21 protein-coding genes are annotated in these 18,138 nt (G+C 56.5%); 15 read left to right on the top strand and 6 right to left on the bottom strand.

Features of this window, described 5'->3' with window-relative positions:
• Positions 1-3: 3 nt before the first annotated feature.
• The 7 genes from H9Q16_RS09560 to H9Q16_RS09530 are packed head-to-tail and all read left to right on the top strand — an operon-like array spanning position 4 to position 5,716.
• Positions 4-834 (top strand): 3-oxoadipate:acetyl-CoA acetyltransferase, encoded by an 831-nt coding sequence (locus tag H9Q16_RS09560; protein ID WP_191075071.1) that lies wholly within the window; start codon positions 4-6, stop codon positions 832-834.
• A gap of 11 nt (positions 835-845) precedes the next feature.
• Complete coding sequence (locus H9Q16_RS09555) at positions 846-1,499, top strand: malonic semialdehyde reductase (protein ID WP_191075070.1); 654 nt, start codon at positions 846-848, stop codon at positions 1,497-1,499.
• A gap of 16 nt (positions 1,500-1,515) precedes the next feature.
• A complete protein-coding gene (locus H9Q16_RS09550) occupies positions 1,516-1,908 on the top strand; it encodes a YciI family protein (protein ID WP_191075069.1) in 393 nt (130 codons plus the stop codon).
• Positions 1,909-1,934: 26 nt separating this feature from the next.
• A complete protein-coding gene (locus H9Q16_RS09545) occupies positions 1,935-2,981 on the top strand; it encodes a C4-dicarboxylate TRAP transporter substrate-binding protein (RefSeq protein WP_191075068.1) in 1,047 nt (348 codons plus the stop codon).
• 20 nt (positions 2,982-3,001) lie between these two features.
• The gene (locus H9Q16_RS20850) at positions 3,002-4,960 is read left to right on the top strand and encodes a TRAP transporter large permease subunit (RefSeq protein ID WP_191075067.1); all 1,959 of its coding nucleotides are present in this window, start codon (positions 3,002-3,004) and stop codon (positions 4,958-4,960) included.
• Between the two features lie 9 nt (positions 4,961-4,969).
• Entirely contained in the window at positions 4,970-5,275 is a 306-nt protein-coding gene (locus H9Q16_RS09535) for a YciI family protein (RefSeq protein WP_191075066.1), read from the top strand.
• A complete protein-coding gene (locus H9Q16_RS09530) occupies positions 5,276-5,716 on the top strand; it encodes a DMT family transporter (RefSeq protein WP_191075065.1) in 441 nt (146 codons plus the stop codon). It abuts the gene before it with no gap.
• A 322-nt stretch (positions 5,717-6,038) separates the two neighbouring features.
• Here the strand turns inward: H9Q16_RS09530 and H9Q16_RS09525 are convergent, their stop codons facing one another.
• Positions 6,039-6,644, bottom strand: coding sequence for a hemerythrin domain-containing protein (locus H9Q16_RS09525; RefSeq protein WP_246455587.1), 606 nt, complete (start codon positions 6,642-6,644; stop codon positions 6,039-6,041).
• Between the two features lie 324 nt (positions 6,645-6,968).
• Between H9Q16_RS09525 and H9Q16_RS09520 the strand changes: the two genes are divergently transcribed.
• Complete coding sequence (locus H9Q16_RS09520) at positions 6,969-7,862, top strand: LysR family transcriptional regulator (protein WP_343067812.1); 894 nt, start codon at positions 6,969-6,971, stop codon at positions 7,860-7,862.
• Between the two features lie 19 nt (positions 7,863-7,881).
• On the opposite strand, the gene H9Q16_RS09515 is transcribed toward H9Q16_RS09520, so the two are convergent.
• Both H9Q16_RS09515 and H9Q16_RS09510 read right to left on the bottom strand, forming a co-directional pair.
• Positions 7,882-8,685: a helix-turn-helix domain-containing protein gene (locus H9Q16_RS09515; RefSeq protein WP_191075063.1), complete on the bottom strand. Its 804-nt coding sequence runs from the start codon at positions 8,683-8,685 to the stop codon at positions 7,882-7,884.
• A gap of 27 nt (positions 8,686-8,712) precedes the next feature.
• Positions 8,713-9,084, bottom strand: coding sequence for a hypothetical protein (locus tag H9Q16_RS09510; protein WP_191075062.1), 372 nt, complete (start codon positions 9,082-9,084; stop codon positions 8,713-8,715).
• 156 nt (positions 9,085-9,240) lie between these two features.
• Between H9Q16_RS09510 and H9Q16_RS09505 the strand changes: the two genes are divergently transcribed.
• Positions 9,241-9,579 (top strand): hypothetical protein, encoded by a 339-nt coding sequence (locus tag H9Q16_RS09505; protein WP_191075061.1) that lies wholly within the window; start codon positions 9,241-9,243, stop codon positions 9,577-9,579.
• 75 nt (positions 9,580-9,654) lie between these two features.
• On the opposite strand, the gene H9Q16_RS09500 is transcribed toward H9Q16_RS09505, so the two are convergent.
• Complete coding sequence (locus H9Q16_RS09500) at positions 9,655-10,422, bottom strand: helix-turn-helix domain-containing protein (RefSeq protein ID WP_191075060.1); 768 nt, start codon at positions 10,420-10,422, stop codon at positions 9,655-9,657.
• A gap of 102 nt (positions 10,423-10,524) precedes the next feature.
• Between H9Q16_RS09500 and H9Q16_RS09495 the strand changes: the two genes are divergently transcribed.
• From H9Q16_RS09495 to H9Q16_RS09480, 4 genes are all read left to right on the top strand, one after another.
• A complete protein-coding gene (locus tag H9Q16_RS09495; protein WP_246455585.1) occupies positions 10,525-10,965 on the top strand; it encodes a hypothetical protein in 441 nt (146 codons plus the stop codon).
• Between the two features lie 100 nt (positions 10,966-11,065).
• Positions 11,066-11,965, top strand: coding sequence for an alpha/beta fold hydrolase (locus tag H9Q16_RS09490; protein ID WP_191075059.1), 900 nt, complete (start codon positions 11,066-11,068; stop codon positions 11,963-11,965).
• Between the two features lie 6 nt (positions 11,966-11,971).
• Positions 11,972-12,871: a haloalkane dehalogenase gene (locus H9Q16_RS09485; RefSeq protein WP_191075058.1), complete on the top strand. Its 900-nt coding sequence runs from the start codon at positions 11,972-11,974 to the stop codon at positions 12,869-12,871.
• The gene (locus tag H9Q16_RS09480) at positions 12,872-13,885 is read left to right on the top strand and encodes a glutathione S-transferase family protein (RefSeq protein ID WP_191075057.1); all 1,014 of its coding nucleotides are present in this window, start codon (positions 12,872-12,874) and stop codon (positions 13,883-13,885) included.
• Positions 13,886-13,999: 114 nt separating this feature from the next.
• On the opposite strand, the gene H9Q16_RS20775 is transcribed toward H9Q16_RS09480, so the two are convergent.
• Both H9Q16_RS20775 and H9Q16_RS09475 read right to left on the bottom strand, forming a co-directional pair.
• Positions 14,000-14,131, bottom strand: coding sequence for a hypothetical protein (locus H9Q16_RS20775; protein ID WP_281403102.1), 132 nt, complete (start codon positions 14,129-14,131; stop codon positions 14,000-14,002).
• 245 nt (positions 14,132-14,376) lie between these two features.
• Positions 14,377-15,291 (bottom strand): LysR family transcriptional regulator, encoded by a 915-nt coding sequence (locus H9Q16_RS09475; RefSeq protein ID WP_246455583.1) that lies wholly within the window; start codon positions 15,289-15,291, stop codon positions 14,377-14,379.
• Between the two features lie 214 nt (positions 15,292-15,505).
• On the opposite strand from H9Q16_RS09475, the gene H9Q16_RS09470 reads away from it, so the two are divergent.
• Both H9Q16_RS09470 and H9Q16_RS09465 read left to right on the top strand, forming a co-directional pair.
• Positions 15,506-16,495 carry a sterol desaturase family protein gene (locus tag H9Q16_RS09470; RefSeq protein ID WP_191075055.1) on the top strand — a complete coding sequence of 330 codons (990 nt, stop codon included), beginning with the start codon at positions 15,506-15,508 and terminating at the stop codon, positions 16,493-16,495.
• Positions 16,495-18,111 (top strand): arylsulfatase, encoded by a 1,617-nt coding sequence (locus H9Q16_RS09465; protein ID WP_191075054.1) that lies wholly within the window; start codon positions 16,495-16,497, stop codon positions 18,109-18,111. The genes H9Q16_RS09470 and H9Q16_RS09465 overlap by 1 nt, the downstream gene beginning before the upstream one ends.
• Positions 18,112-18,138: the final 27 nt, after the last annotated feature.

Here is an 18,138-nt window from a genome sequence, read left to right as displayed (position 1 = left end):
GACATGAGCACCCCTTGCATCATATGTGTCGCGATTACGGGCTCTTTGCCACGCAAGAGCATGAACCCCGCGGTGCCGATCAGCGTGTCCGAACAGGTCGAAAGCACGCAGGAAGCGTTCGAGGCCGGGGCGGCGATTTGTCATGCGCATGTCCGCAATGAAGACGAAACCCCCTCAAGTGATCCCGAAAAATTCGCGCGCTTGAAAGAAGGGCTGGAGAAACACTGCCCCGGCATGATTGTGCAGTTTTCGACCGGTGGGAGGTCTGGCGCGGGACGCGAGCGTGGCGGGATGCTGTCGCTGCGGCCCGATATGGCTTCGCTTAGTGTCGGATCGAACAACTTCCCCACCCGGGTCTATGAGAACGCACCTGACCTGGTCGATTGGCTTGCCGCGGAAATGAGTAAATACGGGGTGAAACCCGAGATCGAAGCCTTCGATTTAAGCCACATCCTGAAGGCCGCGGAAATGCACAAGCAGGGCGCGATCGCCGACACCCCCTACATCCAGTTCGTCATGGGCGTGAAAAATGCCATGCCCGCCGACCGGCATGTATTTGATTTTTACGTGCAGACCGTTGAGCGGCTTTTCCCTGGAGCGGCCTGGTGCGCGGCTGGGATCGGCCGCGATCAGCTTAAAATGAATGAATGGGCTATCGCTGCTGGCGGCCACGCCCGGACCGGGCTTGAGGACAACATTCGCCTTGATCGCGACACCCTCGCGCCGTCGAATGCAGCACTTGTCCGGCGCACGGCCGAGATTTGTGCCAATCACAACCGCCCTGTCGCCACAGCCGCCGAGGCGCGACGTATCCTGGGCCTAATGCAAGCCTAAGGGGCAGACCAATGCAAGACACCGAAACACTTGACAACATTGCGCGACAAGCTGCCGCTGACTTTCAGTCGAAAGAACTGACCGCTGATGATGCGACGCTTCAGCTTTTATTCACTGAGGCACGCACGCATTATGGCTGGCAAGATCGCACCGTAAAAGACGAAACCCTGCGCGCGCTCTATGAGATCGCCAAAATGGGTCCGACCTCCATGAACCAGCAGCCAATGCGTATTCTCTTCGTGCGCTCTGAAAACGCGAAAGACCGTCTGGAGCCCGCTCTGTTTGAGGCAAATCGCCCCAAAATGCGTTCCGCCCCGGTGACCGCGATCATCGCGCATGATCTCAACTTCTGGGAGGAGCTGCCGAATGTGTTTCCTCCTAATCCCGACGCGCAGGAGATTTTTAAGAACAACGCAACAGCGGCACAGGTCAACGCGTTTCGAAATGGCACGCTGCAAGGTGCCTATGTGATGCTTGCGGCACGTGCCGTCGGGCTCGACGTTGGCGCAATGTCTGGCTTTGACAATGCAAAGCTTGATGAGGAATTCTTCCACGGCACTTCGCTCAAATCGAACTTCCTGGTGAACCTGGGATACGCCGATACGTCGAAGATATTCCGCCGCCTGCCGCGCCTCGATTACGAGACCGTCTGCGAAACCATCTAAACGGAAAGGAACCAAAATGTCGGGACCAGTTGTCACAAAGAACGACATCCTCGAAGCGTCCAAGGGCATGCTCCAGAAACAGCTGTTCGTTGTCTTCACGAATCCCACCAATGGGCTCGGGCCAGTGATGGAGAATATTGAAGAGCATCTGAAGTTTCAGGTCAGTCTGGAGCAGAGAGGCATCATGCTGGGTGCGGGTCCCTTCTGGGCCGATGATGAACACACATGGAACGGTGAAGGGATGGTCATCATCCGGGCGGACAGCCTTGATCATGCCAAAGAGATCGCGGCGACCGACCCGATGCACAGCTCTGGCGCGCGCAGCTTTTCGGTACGCCCGTGGCTGCTGAACGAAGGCCGCATCACTGTCACGGTCGATTTTTCGACCGGCCAACATCACGTAAAATAATCAAAACAACCCCCGGGGAGGAAACTATGAAAAGAACTCTTACAGCATTGGCGATTTGCGCCGCGGCATCTGTCAGTCAGGCAGAGACATTCGAACTAACAATGGCGTCCAGCCATCCGACGGTTCTTCCATGGGTCGGCCAGCTTTCAACGCTCGTTGTGGCTGAATCGAATACCCGCCTCGAAGCTATGGGGTCAGAAGACCGGATTGAGTGGACCGAGGCTTATGGCGGTTCCCTTTATGGCTTCAAGGACACGCTTGAGGCTGTGGGCGATGGCCTGACCGATGCAGGCTGGGTGGGAACACTCTGGGAGGGCTCAAAGATGCCATTGCAGAATGTGACCTACTTTACCCCGTTCGTGTCGGACGATCTGGTTGCAACACTTCAGATCATGAACGAACTCCACCGCGAGGTGCCAGCGCTGCAAAAAGCCTGGGACGATCAGAACGTTGTCTTTCTGGGTGCGAGCGGGGTCGAGACCTATCATCTGATGACAAACTTCCCTGTCAACTCGCTGGAAGATTTAAAGGGCCGAAAGATCTTGGCCCCCGGTCCCTCCGCCAATTGGATCAAACATCTTGGTGCGGTTCCCGTTAACGGCGCGCTTCCCACCTACTACAATCAGGTGCAGACCGGTGTTGCGGACGGAATGGTCATCATCCTCACCGGCGCGTTTCCCAACAAGCACTACGAAGTCGCACCTTACGTGACGCTTGTCGGCATCGGTGCACAAATGACCGGTGGCCTTGGCATCAACAAAGATGTTTGGGAAGGGCTTTCCGATGAAGTTCGTCAGGTTCTGACTGAGCTTGGTGAAGAGTACACGGTCGCCCATGCGAAAGAGGTGATGGCCCGCTACGAGAAGTTCCTTGCACAGCTTCCCGAGGTCGGTGCAACTGTCACAGAACTTCCGGCATCTGACGTCACCTCTTGGGCAGACGGCTTGCCGAACCTTGCGCGCGAATGGGCCGATGCCAATGCCGGCAAGGGCGCCGATGCCGTGCTGGACGCCTACATGGAAAAGGTCAAGGAAGCGAACCTCGAAGCCCGCGTCGACTGGTCTGAGAAGTAACCGCCATGGACCGCCCCGGCATGCTTACCTCACCTTCCTTCCGCCGAGGCGTTGACACTATTGTAAGCGCGGTCTCCGCGCTTACAGGTTTTATCAGCGGGGCTGCCTCGATCTGGATCTTCTGTCTGATGATCCTGATTTGCTCGGACATCATCGGGCGCTCGTTCTTCAACGCGCCCGTGCAGGGCGTGGCTGAAATTGTCGCGAATTCGATTGTCGCGATCGTGTTCCTGCAGGCCGCCCATGCGCTGATGAGCGGTCGCATGACCCGGACCGACATTCTGGTAGGCTGGCTTGAGGCCGAACGGCCCTTCGCTGCAAGCATCGTCCGGATTGCCTTTCATCTGGCCGGGGTTGCGGTTTTTGCGTTGATTGCTCAGGGCACCTGGCCCAAGCTTGTCAGCGCTTTTGTCGAAGGTGAGTTCTTTGGCGCGCAAGGGGTGTTTACGGCACCGGTTTGGCCGATCAAAGCGTGTCTCTTCGGTGGGGCGCTTCTGACCTGCCTTGCCTTCGCATCGCAGGTGCTGATTGACCTCAAGACGCTGGCAAACGCCGGTCGCGTATCGCCACTCAAAGTAAGGCACTCAGTGACGACAAAGCCCAAAGGGTGGCCGTTTGTTATTGTTTTCGCGGTCGCACTATTGATTGGCTATGCGATATTCTGGGCAGATTTAGGTCGGGTAGAGATCGGTCTGGTTGCCATTGCCTTTATGCTGCTTCTCATCTTCTCGGGTGCCCATATTGCGGTTGTGCTGATCCTTTTGAGTTTTCTTGGCATTTGGCTCATTCGCGACAATCCGAAAGTTGCGATGCGCTCGCTCGCGCTTGCCGCTGATGGTGCGATCAACCGCTATCTCTTCGGTGTCGTTCCGCTGTTTGTGCTTATGGGTCTGATTGTCGATGCCGCCGATATCGGTCGCGATGCGTACCGTGTCGCGGCCTGGATGCTGCAAAAAATGAGGGGCGGACTTGGTATCGCAACAGTCGCCGCCAACGCAGTATTTGCGTCCATTACAGGGATCTCAATCGCCTCGGCAGCGGTATTTTCAAGGGTTGCTGTGCCGCAAATGGTCGCAAACGGGTATAACAACCGCTTTGCCCTTGGCGTGGTCGCCGGGTCTTCTGTGCTGGGTATGCTGATCCCCCCCAGCCTTTTGTTGATCATTTATGGCGTCCTGGCCGAACAATCCGTCGGCGCCTTGTTTTTGGCGGCCATCGTACCGGGCGGGATCCTGGCTTTCGTCTTTGGACTGGGCATTTATTTGATGGCGGTTTTTCGGCCGAAACTGGTGATGCAGTCGGAACGGCCTGTCATCATTGAGGGCGAGACATGGGGGACGGCGGCGCAAAAACTCGCCCCAATCGCCGCGCTTGTCGTGATCGTTTTGGGCGGCATCTATTCCGGATTTTTCACGCCGACGGAAGCTGGCGCTGCCGGGGCTGCGGCGGCGATCCTCGTGGCGCTTGTCAAACGAAGCCTGACGTGGGCGAAATTCTGGCGCGTGCTGGTCGATACGGGCCTCGTGTCTGTTTCGATCCTCATGCTGATTATCGCGGCCTCGATGTACTCGCGCATGCTGACCCTTTCGACCATTCCGCAAGAGACCACACAGTTTTTCTCTGAAATGGGGCTCGGGCTGATGGGGTTCATGCTGATCTACCTGCTTCTTGTCGTGGTCATGGGCATGATCCTGGACAGCACGTCGATCATGCTGATCCTGTTACCGCTGTGCCTGCCAATTGTGACAGAACTGGGCGGCGATCTGATTTGGTTCGGGATCGTCACCGTAATCGCGGTCGAAATCGGCTTGCTGACGCCACCTTTCGGTCTGACCGTCTATGTCGTGAAGGCCACCATCGCGGACCGGAACACAACGCTTGGCGACATCTTTGCCGGAACCTTTCCTTTTGTCATCATGATGACGCTGGTCACGCTGCTGCTCACTTTCGTGCCCGCGCTCAGTCTCTTCTTTGAATAGGATCACAAATTGCACTTTGTTGTTCATGCACTCGACCAGCCAGACGCGCTCGATCGCCGCCTAGCCGTGCTTGACGCTCACAGACGATATCTTGCCGAAGTCAACGACCGGTTGGAAATCAAGATACTGTTGTCTGGCCCTTTGATCGAAGATGGTGGGGACCCCATGAAGGGCTCATTCTTTCTTATCGACGCGCCGGATCGGGCGAGCGTAGAGGCGTTGTTTGAAAGCGATCCTATGGCGCAAGCGGATGTCTGGAGCGACTGCCACATCACTGCCCTTAATCTGCGCGTCAACAACATGGGACATCCGTGAATGCCGATACTTTATCTGATGGCTGCCTGCCTGATCGGCGCGGCCTTTGCCACCCAGCCGGCGATCAATGCGGCGGCGGCAAAAGTGTTGGGGTCCCCCATCCCAGCAACAGTAATGTCGGTGGCCATTACCTTGGCCGCCAGCATTGTCATTATGGTGCTGGGTCGGACGACGCCTTCAATGGCCGCGGTGACCAGCCTGCCTTGGTGGGTCGTCATCGGGGGGCTGATCGGAGTGCTGGTCGTGGGCGGCGGGGTCGTCATCGTGCCTGTAACAGGTGTCGCAATCTTCTTTGTGTGCCTGATTGCGGGGCAGCTGGCTGGATCAATTCTGCTTGACCACTACGGCGCCTTCGGTCTTGCGGTACGCGAAATTGGGGCGATGCGGTTGTGCGGTATCCTGGTGACTTTTGCGGGCGTCCTGTTGGTGCGTTATGGCTAAACCTCGAGACTGTGCCGGGATGTATATCAACGATTAGCCAGTTTTGCGCGCAAATAGGCCCGAGGGTCGAGCATGGAACGCAGCGGCCCTATCGGAATGACGTTATTCCACGACCGAAGTAGCCTTACCGACAGTGCACCAAGGAATTGCTCTCGGCGACACCCGCTGTCTGCCAAACCCAGCACGTTGCGGGCCAGGGTCATCCAATGGCACCAGGGACACTTCAGCGTCACGAAGAGATGATTACGTCCGGGCTCGGCCGGGAACGCGCCGCTTCAACCTTGGACGTATCGGTTGGCAAGTCGCCTCTTCCGACGCTGTTTTAGCCCCGCAGACGGTGGTGCAGGATGATGGGGACGGCAAGTTCTTCCTCATCGGCGAGGTGCCTGGCCAAAAGCTGCTCAATGGTCAGAGCGCTGCGGTGCACCGCCCCGACTCTATTGCGGAAGTCATCAGCACCTGCAGTATCGCTCGTCAGTACCAGGTTCGCGTTTCTAACAAATGAATCAAGGATCGTATCAAGAACCTCGTGGTCTGTTTCCAAAATTTCCAGCCCCGCCACAAAACGCGGATCGGCGGCGCCGAGCTCTGGGAAATAGCTTGTGTCTTCAAAGTGATGGTGACCATGCAGGTTTCTCACAAGAGCGTCGCCGTAGTAACTTAGACGTTCGGCATATCTGCGCTTGTCGGCGTTCCCATCCAGCACTCGTTCTGCATCCAGACGAAGCGTTTCCGCAAGTCGCCTGAACATTTGATGCGCGCCAAGCCAGTTCTTTGTGGCCTGTTTGAAGCCGGGATGCGCCGCCCAGCTTTCGCGGGGAATTTGCTCCAGCAAGATCCGCATTTCTGTGGGCAATGGATCCCGTCGCACCTCGTACACGGCATTGCCCCTGTCGCCCGGTGGCCTGGCGCTGCCATCGCCGCTCATGTCAATCCGGTCTCATCCATGTGCCGACGCGCACAGGATTTTTCGGTCGTTTCTACCAGACCGTTGTGCGCCCGGAACATGACCGTGCCATGTGCCCGGGCACATGCTGGCGGCTCTTGAAGGTGATATGCCGGGTTTGGACAAGGTTGACCCGTTTCTCATGCCGAGAGGTTAAGAATTCGGCGACCGAGGCATCAGTCCTGCAGTTGTCCTGCATCTCGCAATCCCCGGCCCACCGCCATGATAGGTTCTCTTTTATCCATTCTAATATCGTAGCATAGATGCATAATATCGCCAGTTGTGTTCTAATTTGGAGAACGTCCAGTGGGTCAGATTGAAGACCTCCGCATGTTTATCAGCATCGTCGAAAAGGGAAGTATCTCTCGTGCCGGTGAAGCAAACAATGTTGCAAAGTCAGCCGTAAGCAGACGTCTGGCCCTGCTGGAAACTCGTTTTGGAGTTAAGTTGATCGAGCGTGGTCCCGGATTGTGGAGGCTTTCACCAAGCGGCATGGAATTATACCAGCGCGCGCTCCGCGCAGTTGGAGAATTTGACGAAATTGAAGAGGACTTTCTTGACCGCTCCGGTTTACTTTCCGGGCCGCTCACGATTTCGGTGCCCAGAGAATTTGGACTGGAGTTTCTGAAAAATGGACTGATAACCTTTCAAAAGAGGCATCCACAGATCCGGTTGATCATAGATTTTGACGACCGGCGCGTTGATTTGGAACGCGAAAGTTTTGACCTCGTTATCCGCATCGCGCCCGATATTGCACCTTCTGAAAATGTGATCGAACTGGGCACAATCAAGCACCGCTTCTATGCAAGCCGTGACTATCTCAGGAAAAATCCAGAGCCCGGTTCGCTGGCCGAGCTTGCAGCACACAGGCTCTTGAATTTTGGGCGAAGTCGCCGCGCAACGTGGGACATGATAGCGCCGAACGGAAAAATGGATTCGGTTGAATTTCAACCTGCGCTAAACAGCAACAGCGGCGTTTTTCTGCTTGAGGCGACGAAAGCCGGTCTCGGAATTGCAAGACTACCGGATTTCATAGTTGATCCTGCAGAAACGAAAGCAAATCTGGTCGAGATTTTGAAGGGCTACAAGGTGCCCGATTGGTGCGTTGCGGCAATGTGCTCTGGCAACAGACGGCTTAACAAGAGAACACGGACTTTCATTGATGAGATGCAGGAATTGGTGGCCTCGCCAAGCATCTAGAAAAACCAGCGGGGGCGCCTTACGCCTCGCGTTTCTCATGGGGCTCAGCAAAAAACTTTGTGGTTTCGTCATCGCCAGGGAACATCAGTTCGATTCTGATATCCGCGAGTGCGATATCGTTGGCAGAACCGAATTGCGCCAGAGTTGTCAGGAACGAAAGAGACTGATCACCAACGCGCAGCTTCGTGGTCGAGAAGGGGGGAAGCGTGCCGAATTCATGCGCCTTGCTCTCGTCGATATGCGCGTCGAGGCGGCCCGCAAAGGCATCAAGTACAGGATCGCCACCCTGATACGCGCTTTCAAGCACCGCGCGCTCTCTCAGATGTTCGGCAAGTTCCGAAAAGTTTTCAATCGCATTCTGAACGACGTCGTTTTCCAGCATTGTGGAAAGTAGGTTGTCACCCTCGGCAACGCCAAACGCTGAAAAGAGCGACCGCGCTGAATCGTTCAAGTCGATGATGGTCCAATGCCGGTCCATGGCAAACGCGGGGTAGGGCATATGTCTGTTCAGCATCCACGTCAGAGCCCGACGGACCGGGGCAAGCTCTGCATCGTCCAATGGCCGCGATCCATAGATTTGCGCCATTCCTGCTGCCGTCAGCATCGCATTTCGGCCCTGCTTGGGCACGTCAAGAATTTCAGACAGGTGGAGTATCATGTTCCGGCTGGGCTGGGACCGGCCGGATTCCAAAAATGACACATGCCGGCCCGAGACGCTGGCGCTCATGGCCAGGTCATGCTGGCTCATCCGGCGTCGTTTGCGCCACAGCTTCAGGTGGCTTGCAAACGTATTTGCGGGGGCGTTCATACCGTCTCGTATCATGATTATTCCTCATGTGTGAGGTTCCGTTCAATGTGCAGCTGCGGCACCTTTCATCAAGGCAGCTGTCCGCGCCTCGCCCAGTAACAGCTCGGGCATTGTGGTGACCCGCCTGGAGGTCAGATAAAACAGATAGGCGGAAAGAAACAGAATGCCGCCGACAAAAGCGACCGGTGCCAGAACCCACCCGACGACCGAAAATTCGTGCCGCCACAGCACCCAAAGGCCCGACAGTATGAGAAAGCCGGTGAAGTCAAAATTGAACTGGCCGGGCCATGTCATTGCCAACATGTCGGTGAAGAATATCTCAAACAGGTTCCAGCCGTAAGTGGCACCGGTCACAAGCGTGTAGGACAGGAGTGCGACGAACATCACGGCGGAAAGGGTTTTCAAAAAGGTCATTGCGGTTCCCTTCTTTCAAGATTTACCGAGCCGACATTGGCATGCCTGCACCAGAAGACTTAGATCGAGAATTAAGTGCTGTCACTTACCTCTGATGTAATTGATTGGGTTCACTAAGGCTCTTAATGATGCGCAAAACATCAAAGGAGCCGGAAAATGGCACTCTTTCGTATCTATCTATTTGTAACTTTCGCAGCGATCCTTGCTTACACGGTCTGGGTGATCGCGACCGAAGGGCCCATCTTCCTTCAGGTGGCCATCGGCATGTTGAGCGAATTCAAATGGCCTGGCCAATTCACGCTCGACTTCGCGATCTATCTCTACTTGTCAATGTTCTGGATCATGTGGCGCAATGAATTCTCCGCTTTCGGCATCGTGTTTGGCCTGGTGGCGAGCGTGCTGGGGGCTGTGGTGCTACTGCCGTATCTCATCTACCTGAGCTATAAATGCGAAGGCGACGTGAAGCTGATGTTGATCGGACCCAACCGCATGTGACGCTAAGGGCGGACCGGCACCCCGATGGCGGTGACGGTCCGTGCCCGACGGATTCATCCAAAAAACCTATCGCGCCTAAAGACAGACCCCGTCGGCGCCGGTTGCCGTGCTGAAATGCCTGGTCGTTACATCGTCCATCGGAAAGTACAGTTCGACCCTGAGATCGCCGCAAAAGACCTCTTCGGGTGTTCCGAACTGAGCAATCGTCGCGAAAAGCGACAGCTCTTTGTCGCCTGCCCGAAGGATTGTCGGAATGACCGGTGAGCGGGTGGCAGGCATTGTTTTTGCAACTTTCTCAAGATGCGTGATCGCTGCTTTGAATTCAGGAATGCCCCCTTCGGCAGCGCTTTCCGCGCGCAACCGCAACGCCGCCTGGTAGGCCACTTCAGGCCAATTCACGACAGCGCGTGCAAGCGCATCAGACAAAAGAAGATCCAATATGCTGTCGCCGACACCGACGCCAAAGGCCGCAAAAAGGTCCACCCCGGCGGAGTTGGCGGCAACAATCCTCCAAAGACGGTCAACAGCAAGTCCCGGATAGGGATCGTGATTGGCCAGTGTGGTTTCAATCGCGTTGCGCAAGGGCGAGAGTTCCGCATCGGTCCAGACCAATGACGGGTAGCGCGTCGCGAAACCGGCATTTGTGAGCATCTGATTGCGGGCTGCCAAGGGCACCTGAAGCGTTTCGCCCAGCCGCAACACCATCTCGCGGCTGGGACTGGCACGGCCGGTCTCAAGAAACGAAACGTGGCGGGACGATACCCCCGCTTCCACCGCCAGTTCCAGCTGGGAAAAGCGACGGACTGTGCGCCAATGCCGCAAGGTATCACTGAAGGTTTCCATCATCGAAAATTACATCTTGGCGCAGCGTCAGTCCATTACCTCTCTGGTAATTGTTCCGGTCTGATTGCGCACCTAGGCTGCCGAGCGAATTGGCAGAAGAAAATGGAAGAGAAAGAAATGCGGACACATGCAGCGCACAAGTTCTGGCTTAAGGTATCGGCAATCGTCATCGGGTTTTTCGGCCCCGCCCTGACACTGGGCACAATGCCCGCGACAAATGAATTGGCCCGCTTGGGGCTGGACATACTCAGCTGGCCGATTGATGGCTTTCCAAGCTATCAATCTGAAGAGATTTGGTTCCTATCCGCACTGACAGGTGGCTTTTTGGTAGGTTGGGCAGTCATGATCTGGATGTTGTCCGTCTTTGTTTATGATCAAGCGCCCGAGGGTGTCCGAAAGTCTGTTCTCTACGGAGTGTTGGCATGGTTCGTAGTTGACAGCTTTGGTTCTGTCACGTCTGGAAACTGGCCAAACGCGCTGTGGAATATCTTGGTTCTTTTCGCGGTCGTCGGCCCGATGTGGACACCTGCAAAAGACCAATGACCAACGGCCATTTATCTGACTTCAGCCCCACACACTTACCTCAGACGTAATTGAAAGCTGTGGGCTGGTACGCAAAGCTGTCGGCAAAAGGGAGATAATGATGTCAAATGATCCGGAAGCATGGATTGAAGAAGAGCCGCAAACACTTTTCGACGCCAAAATCGGGCGGCGTAGCTTGTTAGCAGGTGCGGCAGGCGCAATGCTGATTGGCGGCGGGGCGTCCGGCATTGCGACCAAAGCTCAGGCGCAGGGCGCGCCGTTGTCCTGGTTCAGTACAGGTACCGGCGATCCTGTTGTGTTTATTCACGGTGCCGGGGGGAATGCGTCGATCTGGTTTCAACAAATCGATGGTTTTCGCCAGACTTTTCAGACCATAGCATTAGATCTGCGCGGATATGGCGCGTCGCCAGATCCAGCCCCCGATTTCAGCCCGGCAAATCTGACGGCTGACGTCGTATCGGTTCTTGATGCTGCTGGCGTGGATCGTGCGGTTCTGGTGTGCCAGTCGCTGGGCGGATGGGCAGGCTTGCGCACCGCGGTCGAAGCGCCAGAGCGTGTCCGCGGACTGGTGTTGTGTAACACCATGGCGGGCGTCGCGCATATGCCTGCCCTTCAGGCGTTGGGTCAGGCTGCGGCATCGGTCAACGGTAACATTCCCAGTCTGGCGTTGACCCCAGAGTTCGTTGCCAACCGACCTGAAATGGCACATCTCTATCGGTCTGTGGGCGTTGGGAACCGCCCCAACGATCCTGAAATCGCCAAACGGTTCACCGGTTCCGGCCTGCTTCCACCAGAGCGTCTGAGCGATGTCGCCTGCCCAACGCTGATGATTGCAGGCGAGAATGATCCGATCTGGCCGCCGGCCTCTATTCAGCTGATCGCTGCGCAAATCCCGAACAGCCGGTTCGAAGTTATTGCGGGTGCCGGGCACTCTCCGTATTTTGAGACACCAGAGACTTTCAATGAAACAGTGATGGATTTCATTTCCTCGATCGGATGATTTTGAATGGACATACTTCGCACGCCTGATGAGCGGTTTGCAAAGCTTCCAGGCTATGATTTTTCCGCAAACTATCTGGACGACTTGCCCGAGGCGATGGGCGCGCGGGTGCACTATGTGGACGAAGGGCCGCGCGATGCGCCGCTGACATTTCTCTGTCTGCACGGGCAACCAGCCTGGAGCTATCTTTACCGCAGGATGATTCCGATTTTCACCCAAGCCGGGCACCGGGTCGTCGCACCCGACATGGTGGGTTTCGGCAAGTCCGACAAACCGGCGGACGAGGACTTCTTCTCGTTCACCTATCACCGCCAGGTACTGCTTGCCGTGGTGGAGCGGCTGGATTTGCGGTCCTTCGTGCTGGTCTGTCAGGATTGGGGCGGCATTCTGGGGCTCTCCTTTGCCGAAGCGATCCCGAACCGGCTGAGTGGGCTTTTGGTGATGAACACCGCGATGCCAGTGGGCGAAACGCAGGGGCAGGGTTTCGCGGACTGGCGGGCCTACAGCCGCCGGACGCCGGACATGGATATCGGCAAGTTGATCCATCGGGGCAATCCGCATCTGACCCCGGAGGAAGTGGACGCTTACAATGCGCCTTACCCGGATGCCCGATACAAGGCGGCGGTGCGTCGCTTCCCCGAACTTGTCATGACGGAACCGGAAATGGACGGCGTTGAAATCATGCGCTGCGCGGCAAAGTTCTGGCGTAACGACTGGGATGGCCCAACCTTTATGGCTGTGGGCATGCAGGACCCGGTGTTTGGGGGCGACCATATGGAACGGCTGCGCGCGCAGATCCGCGGCTGCCCTCCTTTCATGCCCGTGGAACAGGGCGGCCATTTCGTTCAGGAGTTCGGTGCCGAGATTGCCGAGGCCGCTTTGCGAAACAGCTTCGGAGGGGTCTAGATGGCTGACAGCCCCGCGCTGCTCGAAGTATTTGGATTGCCAAGCTCGCCCTACACCCGCAAGCTGGTTTCCGTTTTGCGGTACAAGCGCATCCTGTTTCGCCAGCACTGGCACTACGGCCCGCTGCCTGCCGGTTACCCTCAGCCCAAGGTCAGACTGTTGCCCATGCTCGCATGGTGGACCGAAGGCAGGGAAGAGCCGGAGGTTTTGGTCGACAGCACCCCGATCATTCGCAGATTAGATAAGGCCTTTCCCGACCGGTCCGTCCTTCCGAAAGATCCGGTTCGTTCCTACTTGAATGACCTTATCGAAGATTATGCCGACGAATGGCTGACCAAGGCGATGTTTCACTACCGCTGGGCTTATGCGCAGGATGCCCAACAAGCGCCCCCTTTGCTTATTCATCATATGAACCCATCGACGCGTGCCGATCAGGCGGCAACCCTGGCCGCGCAGATCGGAGCGCGGCAGATATCCCGCCGTGCGGTGGTTGGCTCCACCGATCAAACGAGCAGTGTCATTGAAAAAAGCTTCGTGCGGTTCATCGACATCTTTGACGCCTTGATCGAACAGCAGCCTTTTCTCTTCGGAAACATCCCCCACGCAGCTGACTTTGCGCTGTTCGGGCAATTGACGCAATTGGTCCAGATCGATCCGACGCCAACCGCCCTAGTCTCGGCCAAGGCCCCAAGGGTGCGTGCTTGGGTGGACCGGATGGAGGACATGTCAGGCGTTGAACCACTGGCGCAGGAAGAGAAGGGCGACGTGTCCCTTTTGCGCCCGCTCCTGAGCGAAGTCGCGGTGACCTATGCGCCACTGATGCAGGCAAATCGGACGGCTGCGCTTGAACAGCGCGCATCGTTTACGGTCGAGATCGCGGGGCATTCGTGTGAACAGACGACCTTCCCATACCATGTGAAATGCGATCAGGATCTGCGGGAAAGCCATGAAAAGCTAACAGATCGTGAACGCGCTGAAGTCGCAGGCTATATGCCCGGCGGGGGATTGGCATAGGCCTTGGGCGCTTGTGTCGGACCGGCTGCGCCAAATCCCTGTATCACAAACTTCCGTCCAACCGGGCGGTGTATCGGTTTCAAACCCATAGGTTTTGCAAGCTCCGATCTTGGCTCACATACGCAACTCCGCAAGATGCGGAACGGCACTCAAATAGACCAGTATGTGGTCGCGGCTGTCCAAGATGCCGAGCGTATGCTGAACACGGCTGATCATCCGGGCCTCGGTGCCGCGGTTTCTGTCCATCGATACAATACGACGTGCGGATGCAATCCCACGAAGGCCTGATCAATGGCGTCAACAGCCCCCAATCAACTTCAAAATTGCGTTTCGACACCGAAAGTAGATGTCAGCATTATTTCGCAACATCTGAGCTCAGCTCGCAAAAATATTGGCATCTGCAGAGCCTGTTGGCCAAGCGGCCCGCAAATGCAGGGTATTCTAAGCATTGCCGAAGGCCAGATAAGGGGGCTCAGTTCTGATTTCGTGATTTAGGCGACAAACATCCTTTTCATGTCCTCAATAATTGCGGCCGCTGTCTGCGACCGGTCTGATTGTGGGTTGGTCGCAGCGACGAAATAGTCGCTCGTGGCAATGGCTGGACCACATTTGACAAGCCTTTGCTCCCGGATCAGATCGGCGACCAGGTGGTGCCAACCAAGCGCCACTCCAAAGCCATGCAGCGCCGATTGGATGAGAGCCTGATAATTTGAAAATCCAATTTCGGTCGAGGATGACTGCCGCTCGGACCCAAGCTGAAAGAACCACTGGTCCCAGGACAGAAATTCATTGGGTCGTTCGTCATAAGAAAGAAGCTTCGCGCCGGTCAGGGCATCGGGCATGGTGTCGTCCCCAGAAACCAATCCTAGTTCGGTCGCCAGCGCAGGGCTTGCCACGGGATAGATCACTTCGCGAAATAGGTCTGCCGTGGGCCAGCCCGTTTGATTTCTTGATCGCCAGTTCAGGACGATATCAGCAGTATCGGTCGGTGGTTCATCAATCCATGGCACGATGACCAGATCAATCTGCTCACCTGCGATCTCGCACAGTTCACCATATCGCGGGAGCAGCCAGCCATAGGCAAAGCTAATGCTGGTCACAAGTTTCAGGCCTGAGCGGCGCTCATGCAGCCGCAGTTTCCTAAGGGCCTCGTCGACGTGTGAAAATCCCAAACTTACTGCTTGAGACAGTGACGTTCCGGCCACCGTGAGTACCAGTTTGTTATGGTGCCGTTCGAAGAGCCTGACCCCAAGGCGGTTTTCAATCGTAGCAATGTGCTGACTAACCGTCGGCTGGCTGAGGCCCAATTCTTCGCCCGCGCGGGTAAAACTTGCATGGCGCGCTGCAACCTCGAACACGGAAAGCGCTGTAAGCAAGTGACGGTTGGCAAGTTTTAGTGACGGCATAGGAAAATTCTATGCAATGCATCGAAAAACAGCAAGTTGAAGAGGCCCCCAAGCTATGACGTAGATCTATTTGAAAGTTCATGACGACCAGTGCCCGCCAAAGCCGCGCGCATCTGGGCCACATGAAAAGGGCCGTGGCTAAAATCCGGGGGTATTGCCTGAGCGTATTTCCCCTCTCGCGACGGCCCGGTCAGGCTGAAGAGGAGTTTCGCCAATGGCGCGGAAGGAATGGAACCACGAACCGGAAAGCCTGCCTTTGACAGTCAATCCGCTGTTCACGTGGCCACTTGATCCCCAAAAGATACTGGCCTGGTATTGGGGCAGCTGGTTTCCAATTTCGGTCAATCTGGTTTTAGTGGCCTTGTCATACGGCATCGTCATCTGGACGCTGCCACCCTTGACCGCAATGGCGTCACCAGGCTTTTGGATGGTGGCGATCGTTCTGCGGAATTTGGTAATCGCGGTCCTGATCGCAGAAACGCTGCACACGCTCTTTCATCGAACTTCGCTGCAAGGAGATGACAAGAAATACGATCCACGCCCGTTTCCGCGCAAGGGGCGGGTGTTTACCTTTGGGGACCAGTATCTGGACAATACCTTTTGGGCGCTGGCCTCGGGCGTGCCGATCTGGAGTCTGTTCGAAATCTTGATCCTCTGGGCCATGGCCACGGGTTGGGCACCGGTCTGGACCTGGTCTGACGGATGGGTCTGGTATCTGGCGGTATTTTTTCTGATCCCCAGTTGGCAAAGCTTCTATTTCTTCTGGATTCACCGTCTTTTGCACACAAATCTGCTTTATCGGTATCACGCGCTGCACCACCGCAACACCGATGTCGGGCCATGGTCCGGCCTGTCGATGCACCCGATTGAACATGTGCTTTATTTCGGGACGGCGTTGATCCACTTCGTGGTGCCGTCCAGCCCGGTCCACCTGATCTGTCATCTGCTGTTCTTCGCGGTCTATCCGATTCTGACACATACCGGATTCGATGGCATCTGGATCGCCGGAAGACGCAGATTAAAACTGGGCGCGTTCCACCACCAACTGCACCACCGGTTTTTCGAGGTGAATTACGGCACGCTTGAGGTGCCATGGGACAAAGTCTTTGGTACACTCCATGATGGATCCGAGGACGGCAAAGCCATGATGAAAGAGCGGCTCAAGACACGCAGCAGGTCTGTGCAAGACGATAAGGCCTCGTGATGGACGGGGCCGGTCGACGCCCCAATGTCATCCTGGTGCTGGTTGACGATATGGGGTTTGCGGATCTGGGCTGCACCGGGTCCGAGATCCGAACGCCCAATATCGACAAATTGGCGCAAGACGGCGTGTTGCTGTCGGCGATGTACAATTGTGCGCGCTGCTGTCCCACCCGCGCGTCCCTTCTGACGGGGCTTTACCCCCACAATGCGGGCGTGGGTCATATGGGCACTGATCTGGGCACACCCGCCTATCAGGGTTTCCTGCGCAACGATTCCGCAACGATTGCCGAGCATCTGAGAGCCGGGGGATACCGCACCCTGATGTCCGGCAAGTGGCATGTCGCGGGTGATTTCCAGCCCCGCGATTACGATCAGTGGCGCCCCGGTGATCTGGAATACCCCACCCCGCGCCAGCGCGGGTTTGACCGATTTTACGGGTTTCTGGATGGCGCAGCCCATTTCTTTTCCCCGCATTATGTCATGGAGGATGACACCCGGGTGCTGGATGTGCCGGAGGATTACTACATCACGGATGCGATCACCGACAAAGCCGTCGCGATGATCGAGGATGCCGTGGCCGAAGACAGCCCGTTTTTCCTCTATCTTGCGCATATGGCTCCGCATTGGCCGTTACATGCCTGGCCCGAGGATATTGCCCGCTATGACGGCGTCTATCGCGCCGGATGGGACGCAATCCGGACAGCCCGGCATGAGACCTTGAACGGATCGGGCGCATTGCAGGCCAACTGGGATATCTCGGCCCGAGATGCGGACGTGCCACCGTGGGAAACGGTGGAACACAAGGATTGGGAAGCCAACAAGATGGCAACCTATGCCGCGATGGTCGACAGACTGGATCAATCCATCGGGCGGCTGGTATCCGAGTTGAAACGATTGCATCAGTTTGACGACACCCTGATCCTGTTTCTGTCTGACAATGGCGGCTGTGCGGAGTTCATGGCCGAGGACGGGTGGGCCCAGTTCTATCCCGATCTGACCCATGATGGCCGACAGATCACCATGGGCAACGTACCCGATCTGGCACCCGGCGACGCCTGCACCTTTCAAAGCTATGACAAGCCCTGGGCGAACGTGTCCAACGCGCCGTTCCGGCTGTTCAAACACTACGTCCACGAGGGCGGGATATCGACGCCCCTGATTGCGCATTGGCCACGCGGCATTGTGGCGCAAAAACCTGTGCATGCGCCCTGTCATGTGGTCGATCTTCTGCCAACCATATTGGACGCGGCCGGGGTGACGCCGCTGCACGACCTTGACGGCCATGAGATGCAATCCCTGCAGGGCGAAAGCCTCATGTCGGTGTTCGAGGGGAAGGATTGGACCCGCGAAAACCCCATCTTCTTTGAGCATGAAGGCAATGCCGCTGTTCGGTTGGGGCAATTCAAACTGGTGCGGCTGCATGGTCAGGACTGGGAGCTCTATGACATGGAAGCCGACCGCACTGAGTTAAAAAACCTCATTCACGGAGACAGATCCCGGGCCCGCGACATGCGCCGCCAATTCGACGACTGGGCCCAGAAGACCGGCGTTCTGCCCTGGGACGTGGCGCTGCCAAGGTTGCTTGCCGCCTGGAACCTTGAAAGCGTTGACGGGTAGCGAACTGGTATCGTTATGATTTCAGCT

This window comes from Sulfitobacter aestuariivivens, assembly GCF_014763045.1.
Lineage (GTDB): Bacteria > Pseudomonadota > Alphaproteobacteria > Rhodobacterales > Rhodobacteraceae > Sulfitobacter > Sulfitobacter aestuariivivens.
The sequence above is the reverse complement of the archived record's forward strand: the minus strand, read 5'-3'. Positions and strand labels throughout refer to the sequence as shown.

Excerpts from the sequence above, each read along its gene's own strand:
- H9Q16_RS09560 (WP_191075071.1), top strand. The coding sequence starts at position 4 with ATGAGCACCCCTTGCATCATATGTGTCGCGATTACGGGCTCTTTGCCA.
- H9Q16_RS09555 (WP_191075070.1), top strand. The coding sequence starts at position 846 with ATGCAAGACACCGAAACACTTGACAACATTGCGCGACAAGCTGCCGCT.
- H9Q16_RS09550 (WP_191075069.1), top strand. The coding sequence starts at position 1,516 with ATGTCGGGACCAGTTGTCACAAAGAACGACATCCTCGAAGCGTCCAAG.
- H9Q16_RS09545 (WP_191075068.1), top strand. The coding sequence starts at position 1,935 with ATGAAAAGAACTCTTACAGCATTGGCGATTTGCGCCGCGGCATCTGTC.
- H9Q16_RS20850 (WP_191075067.1), top strand. The coding sequence starts at position 3,002 with ATGCTTACCTCACCTTCCTTCCGCCGAGGCGTTGACACTATTGTAAGC.
- H9Q16_RS09530 (WP_191075065.1), top strand. The coding sequence starts at position 5,276 with ATGCCGATACTTTATCTGATGGCTGCCTGCCTGATCGGCGCGGCCTTT.
- H9Q16_RS09525 (WP_246455587.1), bottom strand. The coding sequence starts at position 6,644 with ATGAGCGGCGATGGCAGCGCCAGGCCACCGGGCGACAGGGGCAATGCC.
- H9Q16_RS09515 (WP_191075063.1), bottom strand. The coding sequence starts at position 8,685 with ATGATACGAGACGGTATGAACGCCCCCGCAAATACGTTTGCAAGCCAC.
- H9Q16_RS09510 (WP_191075062.1), bottom strand. The coding sequence starts at position 9,084 with ATGACCTTTTTGAAAACCCTTTCCGCCGTGATGTTCGTCGCACTCCTG.
- H9Q16_RS09505 (WP_191075061.1), top strand. The coding sequence starts at position 9,241 with ATGGCACTCTTTCGTATCTATCTATTTGTAACTTTCGCAGCGATCCTT.
- H9Q16_RS09500 (WP_191075060.1), bottom strand. The coding sequence starts at position 10,422 with ATGGAAACCTTCAGTGATACCTTGCGGCATTGGCGCACAGTCCGTCGC.
- H9Q16_RS09495 (WP_246455585.1), top strand. The coding sequence starts at position 10,525 with ATGGAAGAGAAAGAAATGCGGACACATGCAGCGCACAAGTTCTGGCTT.
- H9Q16_RS09490 (WP_191075059.1), top strand. The coding sequence starts at position 11,066 with ATGTCAAATGATCCGGAAGCATGGATTGAAGAAGAGCCGCAAACACTT.
- H9Q16_RS09485 (WP_191075058.1), top strand. The coding sequence starts at position 11,972 with ATGGACATACTTCGCACGCCTGATGAGCGGTTTGCAAAGCTTCCAGGC.
- H9Q16_RS09480 (WP_191075057.1), top strand. The coding sequence starts at position 12,872 with ATGGCTGACAGCCCCGCGCTGCTCGAAGTATTTGGATTGCCAAGCTCG.
- H9Q16_RS20775 (WP_281403102.1), bottom strand. The coding sequence starts at position 14,131 with ATGGACAGAAACCGCGGCACCGAGGCCCGGATGATCAGCCGTGTTCAG.
- H9Q16_RS09475 (WP_246455583.1), bottom strand. The coding sequence starts at position 15,291 with ATGCCGTCACTAAAACTTGCCAACCGTCACTTGCTTACAGCGCTTTCC.
- H9Q16_RS09470 (WP_191075055.1), top strand. The coding sequence starts at position 15,506 with ATGGCGCGGAAGGAATGGAACCACGAACCGGAAAGCCTGCCTTTGACA.
- H9Q16_RS09465 (WP_191075054.1), top strand. The coding sequence starts at position 16,495 with ATGGACGGGGCCGGTCGACGCCCCAATGTCATCCTGGTGCTGGTTGAC.